The sequence below is a fragment of the Streptomyces sp. NPDC026394 genome (genome assembly GCF_055567735.1).
On sequence record NZ_JBVHPX010000001.1, the window covers coordinates 556,975 to 571,106 of the forward strand.

Here is a 14,132-nt window from a genome sequence, read left to right on the forward strand (position 1 = left end):
CTGCAACAATGGGGACGCCCTTGTGAAATGTCGCACAAGCGCATCGTGCCGCCACCTGCCACCCGAACGAGGTTCCCGTGGACATCAAGACCGCTTCCGCCCTGCGCCGGCTCCGCCTGGCGTCCGTACCCGAAGCCGCCTCTTGGTTGCTGCTGATCGTCTGCACCATCTTGAAGTACACGACCGACTTCAACGCGGTGCCGGTCCTGGGCCCGGTGCACGGCGTGCTGTTCATCCTGTACGTGCTCTTCTGGCTGGACGCCTGGAACCGCACGAAGTGGTCCTTCGGGACCGCCGCCCTCTACTTCGTCCTGTCCATCGTGCCGACCGGCGGGTTCATCGCCGACCGCCGCCTCAAGCGGGAGGCCGAGGCCACCGTGATCGCTGCCCGCGCCCGCCGGGAAGGCGTGGTCAACGCATGATCGTCGCCTTCTCGGTGAGCCCGCTGGGCGTGGGCGAGGACGTCGGGGAGTACGTCGCCGACGCCGTACGGGTGGTCCGCGAGTCCGGGCTGCCCAACCGTACGGACGCCATGTTCACGTCCATCGAGGGCGAGTGGGACGAGGTCATGGACGTCGTCAAGCGTGCCGTGGCCGCCGTCGAGGCGCGCGCCGGGCGGGTCTCGCTCGTCCTGAAGGCCGACATCAGGCCCTCCGTCACCGACGGCCTCACCTCCAAGGTCGAGACCGTCGAGCGCTACCTCGCGGCGGGCCCCGGCGACTGACCGGCACGCTCAGCGCGGTGGCGTGCCCGCACCCCCCGCGCTGAGCGCGATGCCCAGCGGCGTCCGCTCGTACAGCACCTGGTGCCCGTGCCGGCGCGAGGTCAGCAGTCCGGCGTCGCGCAGCACCGAGAGCTGCGCCGACACCGACGACGGCGCCAGCCCCAGCCGCTGCGCCAGCGCCGTGGTCGAGGCCGGCTCGTCCAGCGCGACGAGCACCGCCGCCCGGTTCACGCCGAGGAGCCGGGCCAGCGCCGGGCCGGTCTCCGGCTCCTGCCACAGCCCGCCGATGCCGCGCGCCGGGTAGAGGACGGTGGGCTGCCAGTGCGGCTCGTAGGCGCTCACCACGTCGGGCCACACGAAGACGCTCGGCATCAGCAGGACGCCCCGCCCGTCCAGGTCCTGGATCTGGAGGAACCGCGCGCGGGTACGGACCGTGAGGGTGCCGCCTGACCAGGTGATCCGCGGGCTGAGGTCCGCGAACAGCTTCTCCAGCCCGTCGCTCGCAAGCTGCCGGGACCGGTAGGCGACCTCGGCCTCCAGCAGGGCCCGCAGTCGCGGCCAGTCCGGGGCCAGCAGCGCGTGCCAGGCCCGTTCGGTGGCGTCGGCCAGCTCCTGCACGGCGGCGGCCGGGTCCGTCAGCATCGCCCGGCCGCGCGGGGACTCGGCGGCCCCCGGCGTACAGGCCAGCGACTTGGCCAGCTCCGCGTGGGCGACGGCCGGGTCCGTGGCCCGCACCCGCGCCAGCTCCTCCTCGAAGGGCGCGAGCGACGACTCCGGCGGCGGCCCCAGGAAGTCGGGGGTGTAGCCGGGCCGCGGGGACGGCATCAGGAGCCACAGCGCGGACAGGTCCAGGCCGGCCAGCGCCGTGCGCATCCGCCGCAGCCAGGGCAGGTGGTAGCCGTGCCGGTCGGTGCGCAACAGGGTCCGTACGGCTTCGTGGGTCTCGCAGAGCGGCGAAATGGCGAAGCGGATGCGCAGCAGGTCGTCCGCGCCGAAGCGCATGTCCAGCGGCATGGCCGAGGCCCCCCTCTCCTCATACCCCCACTCTTCCCACCGGGCGGCCGCATCCGTCACGGATTCGCCCCCTGCCGAATGACTGGGGAGCGTAGGCCAGGCCCGGCACGCTGCCCCCATGCCCGCCACCCCCTCCGGGCCCGCCGCCACGGGCCCCGCCGAACCGCGCCCGGAGCCGCCGCCACTCACCCGATCCGGCTACCGCGCCGTCTTCTCCCACCCTGAATTCCGCTCCGTCTTCGCCGCACACCTCCTCTCCTCACTCGGCGTCGTCGTCTGCGAGATCGCGCTCTCCGTACTCGTCTACCGGCTCACCGGCTCGCCCCTGCTGAGCGCGCTGACGTTCGCGCTCGGCCTGCTGCCGTACGTCGTCGGCGGCACCCTGCTCTCCGCCGTCGCCGACCGCTACCCGGCCCGCCGCATCCTCGTCGTCTGCGACCTGCTGTGCGCGGGCTGCGCCGCCGCGATGCTGGTCCCGGGCACACCGGTCGCCGTACTGCTGGCCCTGCGCTGTGCGACCGCCGCCATCGCCCCCGTATTCGCCGGTACGCGGGCCGGGACGCTGGGCGACGTGCTGGGGGAGGGCGACCTGTTCGTCCTGGGACGGTCGCTGATCCGCATCGTCAACCAAGGCGCGCAACTGGCCGGCTTCGCCGCCGGAGGACTGCTCCTGGCCGCCGTGACCCCCGGCGCGGTACTGGCCGTCACCGTCGGCACCTTCCTCGGTTCGGCCCTCCTCCTACGCCTGGGCACCCGACCCCGCCCCGCACGCACCGCCTCCACCGGAGCGCTGCTGGGCGCCTCACTCACCGGCACCCGGCAGCTTCTGTCCGACCGCCGCATCCGAGCCCTCCTCCTGCTGACCTGGCTGCCCCCGGCCTTCGTCGTCGTCCCCGAGGCACTGCTCGTCCCGTACGCGGACCTCCTCGGCGCGGGCCCGGCGGCGGCCGGTCTGCTGATGTGCGCCATGCCGGTCGGCGCGATCACCGCCGAAACCCTGGCCGGCACCTTCCTCGGCCCCCGGACCCGCACCCGCCTGACCTTCCCGATGAGCATCGTCTGCGTCCTCCCCTCCCTGGGCTTCGCCACGCAGCCCTCACTCGGCTGGGCAGCGACACTCCTCGTCCTGACCGGCACCGGCATCGCCTACAACTTCGGCGTGGACCGCTGGTTCATGACCGCCGTCCCCGACGCCCTCCTGGGCCAGGCGATGACCGTGATGCAGGCGGGCCGCATGACGATCATGGGCCTGGGGATGGCCGCAGCGGGCCTCGCAGCCGAGTACGCACCCCTGCGGGCGGTGATGCCGGCCGGAGGGGTGGTGGGGGTGGTGGCAGTGGGGTTGGTGGTGCGCGAGGTGCGGCGCAACGCGGTCCGGGCGACGAGAGAGGTTCCCGCCTGAAGGGGCTTTCCCGGAAGCCGCTGAGCGACGGCTCCTGACTGCGCAGCCGGTCATCTCGCTACCATCGGCGCCTATTTCGGGGTAGTAGTGTTCGGCCTTCGCACGAGTGACTCATACCGTCTCGTCGAGGTGGAGGGGAAACAGGATGGGAGTCGTGCTGCCCGACGAGGCGGCCTGGGTACTGGACCTCATCGGTGTCGAGTGGCCCAACGTCGACGAGGACGATTACCGCGACATGGCCGATGGTCTGCGCTCTTTCGCCGCCCAGATGCGGGACGGCAAGAACGCGACAGAGGGTGTCGTCCGCGAATTCCTGGAGGGCAGCGAGGGTCTGGCGACCGCGGCCTTCGAGAAGCACTGGGGCAAGGTCAGCGGCACCCATCTGGAACGCATCGCCCAGGCGGCCGATCTCGGTGCGACAGCTCTGGACGGCGCGGCCGTCGCGGTGGCCGGCGCCAAGGTGGCAGCCATCGTCCAGCTGGGCATCCTGGCCGCGGAGATCATCGCTGCCCAGGCCGCCGCGCCGTTCACGTTCGGGCTCTCCGAGCTCGGCGCGCTCGGCGCTACCCAGGCCACCCGCGTCATCGTGCGACGGCTGCTGAAGGAGGCGGAACATCTTCTGGTCGAGGAACTCATGACCGTCGCCACCGGCCCGGTTTTTTCCGCACTGGGCGGTATGGCCACCGATCTCGTCATCCAGGTCGGCGCCAACGCCGTCGGCCTTCAGGACGGGTACAGCCCGGGCAAGACACTGCGGGCGGGCGGTGAGGGCTTTTCCGACGGCCTGGACGCCGTCGGTGGGTCATTCACCGGGCGGGGAGGCAGCGCGTGAGCGACACCGTCCGCAACGACAAGGACCTGCACGACCGGCTGGCCGACCGGATCACCTCCCAAGCCGACGAGCACGCGTCCGGCGCCCGTCCCCACCTGCGCCGCAGCCGTGCCGGGCTGGGCCGGACGCGGGGCCGCGGCAGCATGGCGGCGGCCGTCGAAAGCGGAGCGGAGAAGATCCTCCGGGCCATCGAGGAGGCCGAGGAGCAGCTGCACAAGCACCTGCACGACGTCTCCAAGGGCGTGCGGATCATGGGCGAGAACCACGCGCGCAACGACAAGAACATCGAGACGATGCTGAACAGCATCGTCAACACCTCCCGCAAACAGGACAAGGTCCGCGACGGCGGTGGGATCGGCAAGGATCGCTTCGACCCGACGAAGGAGCCGCACACCGTCACCCTGGAGTGGAAACCAGGCATGCCCAAGCAGGCATTCGAGCGGAAGGCGAAGGCCCTGCAACGGCTCGGTGAGGAGGGGCAGCTCTTCAAGTTCAAGGGCAAGACCAAGGACTATCGCGACAGCAGTCTCACCGCGAAGTACAAGGGCGCATTGGAAGCGCTGATCCGCAGGAACCACAAGGACGACCCCGAGTTCGCCAAGGAGGCTGCGGAAGCTGCCCGTAAGATGGAGCCCGATCACATCAACGAGCTCCAGACCGGTGGCCCGGATGCCTGGCGCAATCTGCGGATGCTCGACCATTTCACGAACCGGGACATCGGCTGGCATCAGATACGCCCGCAGATCAGGGATCTCCCGGACGGCAATCCGATCAGAATCAACATCAAGTGGTGGCCAGATGACTGACGCGAGTCGCGGATCGTCCCGTTTGATCGCGACGGTGGATGCCCTGCGGACAGCATTGGCGGAGAGCCCGGACGTGCTCTCCTTCACGCTCGGCGGGACGATCGACGAGGAGACGGCGGCCGCCGCGGAGGCCGACGGGACGCCGCGAGAGTTCCTCGACTTCTGCCGTGTGCTGGACGGTGCGAGCTGCGGGCCGACCGTGCAGCTCTTCGGTCTGGAGGGGGCCGAAGAGAACCAGTTCCACTGCGAGCCGGTGGTCGACTCCCCGTTGCCGTTGTCCCCGGAAAAGCTGTTCTGCGTAGGGATGATCAACCAGGCGCCCGTATTTCTCGACCGCGCGACCAACAGCGTCCTCGGCGCTCTGGAAGAAGGGGCCGACTGGGTCGACGCCGAGCGCTTCGAGCAGCTCGCGCCCGGGCTGGAGGCGTTCTTTCTGGATCGGCTGGCCACTGCGGAGTACGCGCAGCTTGCGTCGGTCGACGATGAATTGGTGGAGTACGACGACTGGCTGAAGCTGTTGCGGCGGGCCGGTCTCACCGGCTGAGTCGCCGGTGCGGTCGGAAGAGCGCTGCACACGGACGCACGACGAAGGGAATACGGAGAAAGCATGGCCACCCATGACGAGATGACGGAGCTGTTCGGCGCGGACCGGGTGGTCACGCTGGACCGTGCCGTCGCCGAGGAGCGCGGACTGCCGGAGGCTGATGCCGAGGTGCTGTGCGACGTCGGTGTGCCGGTCTTCGTCGACGTACTGTTCACTCTCGACACCGCGAACGAAGGACCCGACCCCTTCACCGTGGTCCCGGTGGCCGCGGGCGGCGAGCAGACCCGCATCCTCGTGCTGGGCGGTCCGACCGACGATCCCTCGATGCGGTACTGCCTGGACATGGAGCGCGGCTACGTGATCCTCATGTCGTTCGGCGAGGAGCCGCAGGCAGAGATCGTGAACCGGACCCTCGCCGACTTCGTCGAGTTCCTGTACCGCTTCGCGCTGCGTGCCAGGCATCTGGAGCATGCCGCGCCGCAGGATCGCAGCCCGTACACGAAGCAACTGGTGGAGTATTTGCGGACCCGTGACCGGTACGCGTTCGCGCAGCCGGACAGCTGGTGGTCGATGGTCTTCGAGCAGGTCGGCTGAGTCCGCGCGATCGCTGGTGCCAAGAGCTGATCCACCCGGGTACCGATCCCTGAGACAGGGCTGACCACGATATGGCCGACCGGTAGGGTCGATGGCGTGCCGAAGCCGCTCAGTCTTGCTTTCGATCCGATCGCCCGTGCCGACGAACTGTGGCAGCGACGATGGGGAGCCGTGCCGTCCATGGCCGCGATCACTTCGGTCATGCGGGCCCATCAGATCCTGCTGTCCGAGGTGGACGCGGTGCTCAAGCCGTACGGGCTGACGTTCGCCCGGTACGAGGCGCTGGTGCTGCTCACCTTCTCCAAGGCGGGTGAGCTGCCCATGTCGAAGATCGGGGAGCGGCTGATGGTCCACCCGACGTCGGTGACCAACACCGTCGACCGGCTGGTGAAGTCCGGTCTGGTGGACAAGCGGCCGAATCCGAACGACGGGCGCGGCACGCTGGCGTCCATCACCGAGCAGGGACGGGTGACCTGCGACAAGGCGACGCGTGACCTGATGGCGATGGAGTTCGGGCTAGGGGCCTACAACGCCGAGGAGTGCGGGGAGATCTTCGCGATGCTGCGGCCGCTGCGGGTCGCGGCCGGTGATTTCCAGGACGAGTGAACCGTGGTAGGGGCGGCGAAGATCGCCCCGGAACGGGCGGTTACGCTCGGAGCATGAAACGCAGCGTGCTGACCCGATACCGGGTGATGGCCTACGTCACCGCCGTCATGCTCCTCGTCCTGTGCGCCTGCATGGTGGCCAAGTACGGCTTCGACACGGGCAAGGACCTGACGCTCGTGGTCTCCCAGATCCACGGCGTGCTCTACATCATCTACCTCGTCTTCGCCTTCGACCTGGGGTCCAAGGCGAAGTGGAAGTTCGGCAAGCTGCTGTGGGTGCTGATCTCCGGCACCATCCCGACCGCTGCCTTCTTCGTCGAGCGCAAGGTCGTCCGCGAGGTCGAGCCACTGGTCGCGGAGGGGTCGCCGCAGCCGGCCAAGGTGTGAGGTGACCGGGCGGCCGTAGGGGCGTCGTACGGCCGTAGGGACGTTCTGCGGTTGTGTGGGTGCCGTGCCGTCGTGCCGTCGTGGTGTCGTCCAGGGCCGCCGGGTTCGCCCGGCGGCCTTCGCGTGGGCGCAGACGGGGGGCGTGCGGCGTTTTCCGGCCGTCAGCCATCGACAATTAGTAGGACGTCCTAGTAAATTTGAACGTATGGACGCTGACGCGATCGAAGAGGGCCGCCGCCGCTGGCAGGCCCGGTACGACTCGGCCCGCAAGCGGGACGCGGACTTCACCACGCTCTCCGGCGATCCCGTGGAGCCGGCGTACGGCCCCCGCCCGGGTGACACGGTCGACGGCTTCGAGCGCATCGGCTGGCCGGGGGAGTACCCCTTCACCCGCGGCCTGTACCCGACCGGCTACCGCGGCCGTACGTGGACCATCCGCCAGTTCGCGGGCTTCGGCAACGCCGAGCAGACCAACGAGCGGTACAAGATGATCCTGAAGGCGGGGGGCGGCGGTCTCTCCGTGGCCTTCGACATGCCGACGCTGATGGGGCGGGACTCCGACGATCCGCGTTCGCTCGGCGAGGTCGGCCACTGCGGTGTCGCCATCGACTCGGCCGCCGACATGGAGGTCCTGTTCCAGGACATCCCGCTCGGCGACGTCACGACCTCGATGACGATCTCCGGCCCGGCCGTCCCGGTCTTCTGCATGTACCTGGTCGCCGCCGAGCGCCAGGGCGTCGACCCGGCCGTCCTGAACGGCACGCTCCAGACGGACATCTTCAAGGAGTACATCGCCCAGAAGGAGTGGCTCTTCCCGCCCGAGCCGCACCTGCGCCTGATCGGCGACCTGATGGAGCACTGCGCGCGCGGCATCCCCGCGTACAAGCCGCTCTCGGTCTCCGGCTACCACATCCGCGAGGCGGGCGCGACGGCCGCGCAGGAGCTGGCGTACACCCTCGCCGACGGCTTCGGGTACGTCGAGCTGGGGCTCTCCCGCGGCCTGGACGTGAACACCTTCGCGCCGGGGCTGTCCTTCTTCTTCGACGCCCACCTGGACTTCTTCGAGGAGATCGCGAAGTTCCGGGCCGCCCGCCGGATCTGGGCCCGCTGGATGCGCGACGTGTACGGCGCGACCAGCGAGAAGGCCCAGTGGCTGCGTTTCCACACGCAGACCGCCGGCGTCTCGCTGACCGCCCAGCAGCCGTACAACAACGTCGTCCGTACGGCCGTGGAGGCGCTCGCCGCGGTCCTCGGCGGAACGAACTCCCTGCACACCAACGCGCTGGACGAGACCCTCGCCCTGCCCAGCGAGCAGGCCGCGGAGATCGCGCTGCGCACCCAGCAGGTGCTCATGGAGGAGACCGGCGTCGCCAACGTCGCGGACCCGCTGGGCGGCTCGTGGTTCATCGAGTCGCTGACCGACCGGATCGAGGCCGATGCGGAGAAGATCTTCGAGCAGATCAAGGAGCGTGGCAGGCGCGCGGTGCCGGACGGGCACCACCCGATCGGCCCGATGACCTCCGGCATCCTGCGCGGCATCGAGGACGGCTGGTTCACCGGTGAGATCGCCGAGTCCGCCTTCCGCTACCAGCAGGCGCTGGAGAAGGGCGAGAAGAAGGTCGTCGGCGTCAACTGCCACCACGGCTCGGTCACCGGCGACCTGGAGATCCTCCGGGTCAGCCACGAGGTCGAGCGCGAGCAGGTGCGGGTCCTGGCGGACCGCAAGACGGCCCGGGACGACGCGCGGGTGCGCTCGTCGCTGGCGGCGATGCTGGACGCGGCGCGCGACGGCGGCAACATGATCGAGCCGATGCTGGCGGCCGTACGGGCCGAGGCGACGCTCGGTGAGATCTGTGACGTGCTGCGCGAGGAGTGGGGCGTGTACACGGAGCCGGCGGGGTTCTGACGGCGGTACGTACCGGGGGGCGGGACTGTGCGCGGTCCCGCCCCCCGGTGTCGAACAGGACCCCTCAGACCACCGCGCCGTTTCCGGCCTCGGCCTTGTCGCGCGGGCGCGCGGCGGGTGCCTCCGGGCCCGGGTGGCGGCTCTCCAGGACGACGGCGGCCGGGGTCGCCGTGAAGATCGTCGAGGCGATGCCGAACAGGACGCCCGCGAGCAGCGCCACGGAGAAGTCGGCCAGTGAGTCGCCGCCCAGCACCGCGAGGGCGGCCAGGACGAACAGGGCGCCCATGCCGGTGTTCACCGTGCGGGGCACGGTCTGGACGATCGCCCGGTCGGCGAGGAGCGCGAGCCCCTCCGGACCGCGCGCGGCCCGGTCGCCCTTGGCGCCGCGCCGCAGTTCCCGTACGCGGTCGAAGAGGACCACCGTGTCGTTGACGGAGTAGCCGACGACGGTCAGCAGCGCCGCGAGGAAGACGCTGTCCACCGGTTTGCCCAGCCAGGCGAAGAGGCCCACCACCAGCACCACGTCCTGGATCATGGCGAGGACCGCGGCCGTCGCGAACGTCCAGCGGAACCGGACGCTCAGGTAGATCAGCTGGGCGGCGACCGCGATGCCCAGCGCGATCAGCGCCTTGCCGCGCAGCTCACTGCCCATGCTGGGCCCGATCTTCTCGTCCCGCTCGACCTCGACCGTGCCGCCGGGCTTCTGGAGGGACGTACGGATGCGGTCCTGCTCGGCGTCGGTCAACTGCTCGGTCCGTACGGCGATGCCGCCGTCGCCCGACTCCTGGACGACCGCGCGCGGGAAGCCCGCCGCCGAGACCGCCTCGCGCGCCGTCTCGGCGTCCACCGTGCGGCTGGTGCTGTACTCGACGAGCCGGCCGCCGGTGAACTCCACGCCGAACTCCAGACCGCGTACGCCGATCCCGGTGACGGCGAGCAGCAGGCCCGCGCCGACGCCCAGCCAGGTGCGGCGCCGCCGCATCAGCCGCGGCCGGCGGCGTGCCAGCCACCGCCGTACCCGCCCCTCGGACGCCATGCCGGTGATCGCGGGCCGCCGCCGTACGCAGCCCCGGCGCACCGCCCAGCCCGCCAGCACCCGGGTGATGACCAGCGCCGAGACCATCGAGGCCAGCACACCGATGGACAGGGTGACACCGAAGCCCTTGACCGGTCCGGTGGCGAAGAAGAACAGCAGGCCCGCGGCGAGCAGCGTGGTGACGTTCGAGTCCAGGATCGCGCTCCACGCCTTGCCGAAGCCCTCGCGCAGCGGGCGCCGCAGATCGCCGCCGGAGCGGGCCGCGCGGCGTGCGTACTCCTCCCTGGCCCGCTCGAAGACGAGGACGTTGGCGTCCACCGCCATACCGATCGCGAGGACGAAACCGGCGAGACCGGGGAGGGTCAGGGTGGCGCCCAGGGCGACGAGCACGGCGTACGAGATCAGTCCGTACGCGGCGAGCGCGATCGTGGCCAGCGCGCCCAGCAGCCGGTAGACGACGATGACGAACACGCCGGTGCACAGCAGGCCGATGACGGCGGCGGTGGCACTGGCCTTGATCGCGTCGGCACCCAGCGTCGGGCCGACGGTGCGCTGCTCGACGACCTCGACGGGCACCGGCAGGGCGCCGCCCTTGACGAGGGCCGCCAGGTCGCGGGCCTCGGTGTCGCTGAATCCGCCGGTGATCTGGGCGTTGCCGCCGGCGATGCCGGTCGTGCACGGCACGCTCTGCTGCATGCCGGGGGCGGAGATCACCCGGTCGTCCAGCACGATCGCGACCCGCCGGGCCGGATCGCCGGGCGCCGCGCACGCCGCCTGGCCGGTGACCCGCGCCCAGGCGTCCGCGGCGGCGCCGCGGAAGGACAGGTCGACGGTCCAGCCGCGCCCGCCCTGCGCGTCGAAGACGGCCTCCGCGTCCTTGACGCCCTCGCCGGTCAGTGCGGGCGCGCCGAGCCGCAGGGCCTGGCCGGGCGTGTCGGGGTCGGCCAGGGTGCGGGTGCGGTCGCCCTTGGCCTGCAGCTCCGGCGTGCCCTTGGGGTCCTGGAGGGTGCCGAGCACGGGGTGGAAGGTGAGCTGCGCGGTACGGCCGATGACCTCGACGGCCTGCTTCGGGTCCCGCACCCCGGGCAGTTCGGCGACGATGCGTTTCTCGCCGGAGCGGGACAGCGACGGCTCGGAGACGCCGAGCGCGTCGATCCGCTGCCGCAGCACCTCCAGGGCCCGGTCGGTGGCGGCGGAGTCGGCACGGGTGGTGGGCGAGTCCTTCGTCTCCAGGACGATCTGGGTGCCGCCACGGAGGTCGAGGCCGAGGCGGGCGGGGGTGGTCAGGGCGAAGAACAGGGACACGGCGACGACGGCGAGCGCGATCAGCGCACGCCAGGGCCGCCGCGACGGAGCGCGGGACGGCATGGGTCTCCCCTTCAGGGATACGGAGGCGGGGCGCCGGCCGACCGCGCGCACGGGGCCGCGGCGACGCGTCGGGGCGACGCCGGCCATGCCGGTGCTGCGGGGCCGCCGTACGCCTGGGGCGTCAGCTGCTCCGTACGAAGGGGGGTCCGCGCGGGCTGCGCGGGGAGTACCGGGCCCGGGGCGGCGCGCGTTCCTGGCGCGGGCCGACGGTCTCGCCGTACCCGAAGGGGGAGTGGCGGGGCGCCGGGGACGCGGCGGGCAGCGCGCCCGGGAGGCCGGGGAAGCGCGGATGCGGGAGGACGGCCTGGACGTGGGCGGTGGCGGTCTGGCGGGCCACCGGCCGGTCCGGGGTGGTCCGGGCGTCGGCCCGGGGCGGGCCGGGCGCGGTGTGTGCCGTGAGCACCTGGGCTGCGGTGGCGGAGGACGGCTGGGAAGCGATGCCGGCGGGACCGGAAACGGTGGCTGCCGTGACGGCGCTCAGGGGGCCGGAGGCGGCACCCGCCGTCCCGGACGTCCCGGCCAGGACCAGCAGGACGGCCCACAGCCCGGCCAGCGCGCGGGGCAGGAAGCCCGGCAGCGCACGGCGTGCTCGTCCGCTCACCGCCCGCCCCTCCCGGTCCGCCCGATCGGCCGTACCCGGCCGTGATTCCGGCCCAGGGTAGTACGCCGTCCCTGTATAGGAATCCGTACGGTCCTGTCCTACCCCGCCGGGAAGCGGAGGCGGAAGAGCGCTCCGCCGCCCGGTGCCTGCGCGGCCGTCAGTTCGGCCTGGTGGGCGCGGGCGATCTGGCGGGCCATGGCCAGGCCGAGGCCGGAGCCGGGCAGCGCGCGGGCGGTCTCGGCGCGGTAGAAGCGGTCGAAGACGTGCGGCAGGTCCTCGGCCGTGATGCCGGGGCCGTGGTCGCGGACGGTCAGCTCCAGGCCGTCGGCGGTGGCGGCCAGTTCCGTCTCGACCGGGCCGCCGGGCGGCGAGAACTTCGCCGCGTTGTCCAGCAGGTTGGAGAGCAGCCGGGACAGCCGCGCCGGTACACCCGGGACGGTCACGCCGTGCGCCGCCCGGTCGGCCCGTACGGTGAACGTGATCTCCGGCCAGTGACCGCGCGCCGCCTCCACCGCGTGCTCCAGCAGCGCCGCCGGCCGCACCTGTTCCACCAGCGGCTGCGGCTCCTCGTCCCGGGCCAGTTCGATCAGGTCGTTGACGAGGGTGGTGACCTCGCGCAGTTGGCGGCCCAGGGCGCCGGACGCGCGGTCGCGCTGGGCGTCGGTCAGCCGGTCGGCACGGGCGAGCAGTTCGGCGTTGGTGCGCAGCGCGGTCAGCGGAGTGCGCAACTCGTGGGAGGCGTCCGCGACCAGCCGGCGCTGCGCGGCGACCGACTGTTCCAGTTCGCCGAGCATGGTGTTGAAGCTGGCGGCGAGGCGGGTGACCTCGTCCTCGCGGCCGGGCGGACCGGCGGGCAGTTCGATGCGGTGCCGGGCGTCGCGGGTGGCGGCGATGCGTTCCGCGGTGGCGGTGAGCCGGGCGACCGGGGCCAGGCCGGTGCGCGACACCCAGTAGCCGAGCCCGGCGGCCAGCAGGACACCGGCGCCGCCGACTCCCGCCAGCGCCACCGCGGCCTTCTGGACGCCGCGCTGCACGGTGTCCGTGCGCAGCGCCACCTGGAGCGCCTCGTCCTTGCCGCGCAGCCGCACGGTGTACCTCCGCACCGGGTATCCGGCCACGGTCAGCTCGTCGTAGTACGGCGCGTGCCGTCCGGCGGCGACCGCGCGGGTGGCGTCGCCGACCGGCAGCGCGTAGGGGGCGCGCGGGTCCCTGGACTCGTCGGCGGGGACCGACTGGACGCAGGGCACGGCCTGGAAACGGCAGCTCGTGTCGCCCGCGGTCGGGCCCCACGAGCGGAACTTCTCGCTGTACTGGGCCGCCGTCTGGGCCAGGTTCAGTTCGAGCTGCCGGGTCATCTGGTAGCGGATGATGAAGAACGCCGCCGTGCAGATGCCGACCGCCACCAGCGCCACGGCGGCGGACGCGGCGATCGCCAGCCGGGTCCGCAGCGGCCGGCGCCGCCGCCAGCGCGCGCCCAGGCCGCGCCGCCCGCTCACGCCCGTCCCGCTCTGCCGCCCCGGCCCGGCTGGTCCGGCTCGTCCATCCGGTAGCCCACGCCGTGCACGGTGTGCACCAGCCGGGACTCGCCGCCCGCCTCCAGCTTGCGGCGCAGGTAACCGACGTACACGGCGAGGGAGTTGGAGTCCGGCCCGAAGTCGCGGCCCCAGACCCGCTCCAGGATCACCTCGCGCGGCATCACCTGCCCGGGGTGCAGCAGGAGCAGTTCCAGCAGGGCCCACTCCGTACGGCTGAACTCCAGCGGCCGGCCGCCCCGGTGGCCGGTGCGGGTCACCGGATCGACGACCAGGTCGGCGAAGGCCAGCGAGGTGTCGTCGGCGGCGCCGGCCGACGCGCGGCGCAACAGCGCCCGCACCCGCGCGACCAGCTCGTCCAGCGCGAACGGTTTGACGAGATAGTCGTCGGCGCCCGCGTCCAGCCCGTCCACCCGCTCGCTGACCGAGTCCAGCGCGGTCAGCACGAGGATCGGCGTACGGTCGTCCAGCGCGCGCAGCCGCCGGCAGACCGCCAGGCCGTCCAGGACCGGCATCATCACGTCCAGCACGATCGCGTCCGGCTGCCAGGAGACGACCTCGGAGAGCGCGGCCAGCCCGTCGGCGGCGCCGCGCACCGCGTACCCCTCCACGGTGAGGCCGTCCTCGACGGCGGCCCGCACCTCCGGTTCGTCGTCGACGACGAGGATCTTCGGCGGGGACGCGGCGGCGGGCTGCTGGGCGGCGCTCCGGGGCGCGGGGTGCGGTGCAGGCGAGGACGGCATGCACACAGGCTGCCAAACCTCCGTCTTAGAACCTTCTT

General features: G+C 72.0%; 15 protein-coding genes. 10 read left to right on the top strand and 5 right to left on the bottom strand.

From position 1 onward, the window contains the following. Positions 1 to 77 precede the first annotated feature (77 nt). Entirely contained in the window at positions 78 to 422 is a 345-nt protein-coding gene (locus ACZ4QV_RS02410; RefSeq protein ID WP_361146373.1) for a DUF3817 domain-containing protein, read from the top strand. After that, positions 419 to 724, top strand: coding sequence for an MTH1187 family thiamine-binding protein (locus tag ACZ4QV_RS02415; protein WP_361146370.1), 306 nt, complete (start codon positions 419 to 421; stop codon positions 722 to 724). Before ACZ4QV_RS02410 ends, ACZ4QV_RS02415 begins: the two co-directional genes overlap by 4 nt. 9 nt (positions 725 to 733) lie before the next feature. On the opposite strand, the gene ACZ4QV_RS02420 is transcribed toward ACZ4QV_RS02415, so the two are convergent. Then, positions 734 to 1,738: an ArsR/SmtB family transcription factor gene (locus tag ACZ4QV_RS02420; RefSeq protein WP_361586158.1), complete on the bottom strand. Its 1,005-nt coding sequence runs from the start codon at positions 1,736 to 1,738 to the stop codon at positions 734 to 736. A 118-nt stretch (positions 1,739 to 1,856) separates the two neighbouring features. Here ACZ4QV_RS02420 and ACZ4QV_RS02425 point away from each other — a divergent pair, with 118 nt between their 5' ends. The 8 genes from ACZ4QV_RS02425 to ACZ4QV_RS02460 all read left to right on the top strand — a co-directional run bounded on the left by ACZ4QV_RS02425 (position 1,857) and on the right by ACZ4QV_RS02460 (position 8,814). Further along, on the top strand, positions 1,857 to 3,140 hold the full coding sequence (locus tag ACZ4QV_RS02425) for an MFS transporter (RefSeq protein WP_361586161.1): 1,284 nt from the start codon (positions 1,857 to 1,859) through the stop codon (positions 3,138 to 3,140). Between the two features lie 145 nt (positions 3,141 to 3,285). Continuing rightward, positions 3,286 to 3,972: a WXG100-like domain-containing protein gene (locus ACZ4QV_RS02430; RefSeq protein ID WP_361146361.1), complete on the top strand. Its 687-nt coding sequence runs from the start codon at positions 3,286 to 3,288 to the stop codon at positions 3,970 to 3,972. Beyond that, the gene (locus ACZ4QV_RS02435) at positions 3,969 to 4,778 is read left to right on the top strand and encodes a hypothetical protein (RefSeq protein WP_361146358.1); all 810 of its coding nucleotides are present in this window, start codon (positions 3,969 to 3,971) and stop codon (positions 4,776 to 4,778) included. The genes ACZ4QV_RS02430 and ACZ4QV_RS02435 overlap by 4 nt, the downstream gene beginning before the upstream one ends. Continuing rightward, positions 4,771 to 5,322, top strand: a complete 552-nt coding sequence (locus ACZ4QV_RS02440; protein ID WP_361146355.1) for a hypothetical protein — start codon at positions 4,771 to 4,773, stop codon at positions 5,320 to 5,322. Before ACZ4QV_RS02435 ends, ACZ4QV_RS02440 begins: the two co-directional genes overlap by 8 nt. Before the next feature lie 63 nt (positions 5,323 to 5,385). After that, entirely contained in the window at positions 5,386 to 5,916 is a 531-nt protein-coding gene (locus ACZ4QV_RS02445) for an SUKH-4 family immunity protein (RefSeq protein ID WP_361146352.1), read from the top strand. A gap of 96 nt (positions 5,917 to 6,012) precedes the next feature. Continuing rightward, a complete protein-coding gene (locus ACZ4QV_RS02450; protein WP_361146349.1) occupies positions 6,013 to 6,522 on the top strand; it encodes a MarR family winged helix-turn-helix transcriptional regulator in 510 nt (169 codons plus the stop codon). A gap of 53 nt (positions 6,523 to 6,575) precedes the next feature. Further along, positions 6,576 to 6,908 (top strand): DUF3817 domain-containing protein, encoded by a 333-nt coding sequence (locus tag ACZ4QV_RS02455; protein WP_361146346.1) that lies wholly within the window; start codon positions 6,576 to 6,578, stop codon positions 6,906 to 6,908. A 205-nt stretch (positions 6,909 to 7,113) separates the two neighbouring features. Beyond that, the gene (locus ACZ4QV_RS02460; RefSeq protein WP_467762494.1) at positions 7,114 to 8,814 is read left to right on the top strand and encodes an acyl-CoA mutase large subunit family protein; all 1,701 of its coding nucleotides are present in this window, start codon (positions 7,114 to 7,116) and stop codon (positions 8,812 to 8,814) included. Between the two features lie 64 nt (positions 8,815 to 8,878). Here ACZ4QV_RS02460 and secD read toward each other — a convergent pair whose 3' ends face one another. From secD to ACZ4QV_RS02480, 4 genes are all read right to left on the bottom strand, one after another. Then, positions 8,879 to 11,218 carry a protein translocase subunit SecD gene (secD, locus tag ACZ4QV_RS02465; RefSeq protein ID WP_467762495.1) on the bottom strand — a complete coding sequence of 780 codons (2,340 nt, stop codon included), beginning with the start codon at positions 11,216 to 11,218 and terminating at the stop codon, positions 8,879 to 8,881. Between the two features lie 121 nt (positions 11,219 to 11,339). After that, entirely contained in the window at positions 11,340 to 11,819 is a 480-nt protein-coding gene (locus ACZ4QV_RS02470) for a hypothetical protein (protein WP_361618868.1), read from the bottom strand. 98 nt (positions 11,820 to 11,917) lie between these two features. After that, positions 11,918 to 13,315 carry a sensor histidine kinase gene (locus ACZ4QV_RS02475; RefSeq protein WP_361586170.1) on the bottom strand — a complete coding sequence of 466 codons (1,398 nt, stop codon included), beginning with the start codon at positions 13,313 to 13,315 and terminating at the stop codon, positions 11,918 to 11,920. Continuing rightward, the gene (locus ACZ4QV_RS02480; RefSeq protein WP_467762496.1) at positions 13,312 to 14,094 is read right to left on the bottom strand and encodes a response regulator transcription factor; all 783 of its coding nucleotides are present in this window, start codon (positions 14,092 to 14,094) and stop codon (positions 13,312 to 13,314) included. Before ACZ4QV_RS02480 ends, ACZ4QV_RS02475 begins: the two co-directional genes overlap by 4 nt. Positions 14,095 to 14,132: the final 38 nt, after the last annotated feature.

Coding starts and splice junctions, on each gene's coding strand:
- ACZ4QV_RS02415 (WP_361146370.1), top strand. CDS start 419: ATGATCGTCGCCTTCTCGGTGAGCCCGCTGGGCGTGGGCGAGGACGTC.
- ACZ4QV_RS02420 (WP_361586158.1), bottom strand. CDS start 1,738: ATGCCGCTGGACATGCGCTTCGGCGCGGACGACCTGCTGCGCATCCGC.
- ACZ4QV_RS02425 (WP_361586161.1), top strand. CDS start 1,857: ATGCCCGCCACCCCCTCCGGGCCCGCCGCCACGGGCCCCGCCGAACCG.
- ACZ4QV_RS02430 (WP_361146361.1), top strand. CDS start 3,286: ATGGGAGTCGTGCTGCCCGACGAGGCGGCCTGGGTACTGGACCTCATC.
- ACZ4QV_RS02440 (WP_361146355.1), top strand. CDS start 4,771: ATGACTGACGCGAGTCGCGGATCGTCCCGTTTGATCGCGACGGTGGAT.
- ACZ4QV_RS02445 (WP_361146352.1), top strand. CDS start 5,386: ATGGCCACCCATGACGAGATGACGGAGCTGTTCGGCGCGGACCGGGTG.
- ACZ4QV_RS02455 (WP_361146346.1), top strand. CDS start 6,576: ATGAAACGCAGCGTGCTGACCCGATACCGGGTGATGGCCTACGTCACC.
- ACZ4QV_RS02460 (WP_467762494.1), top strand. CDS start 7,114: ATGGACGCTGACGCGATCGAAGAGGGCCGCCGCCGCTGGCAGGCCCGG.
- secD (WP_467762495.1), bottom strand. CDS start 11,218: ATGCCGTCCCGCGCTCCGTCGCGGCGGCCCTGGCGTGCGCTGATCGCG.
- ACZ4QV_RS02480 (WP_467762496.1), bottom strand. CDS start 14,094: ATGCCGTCCTCGCCTGCACCGCACCCCGCGCCCCGGAGCGCCGCCCAG.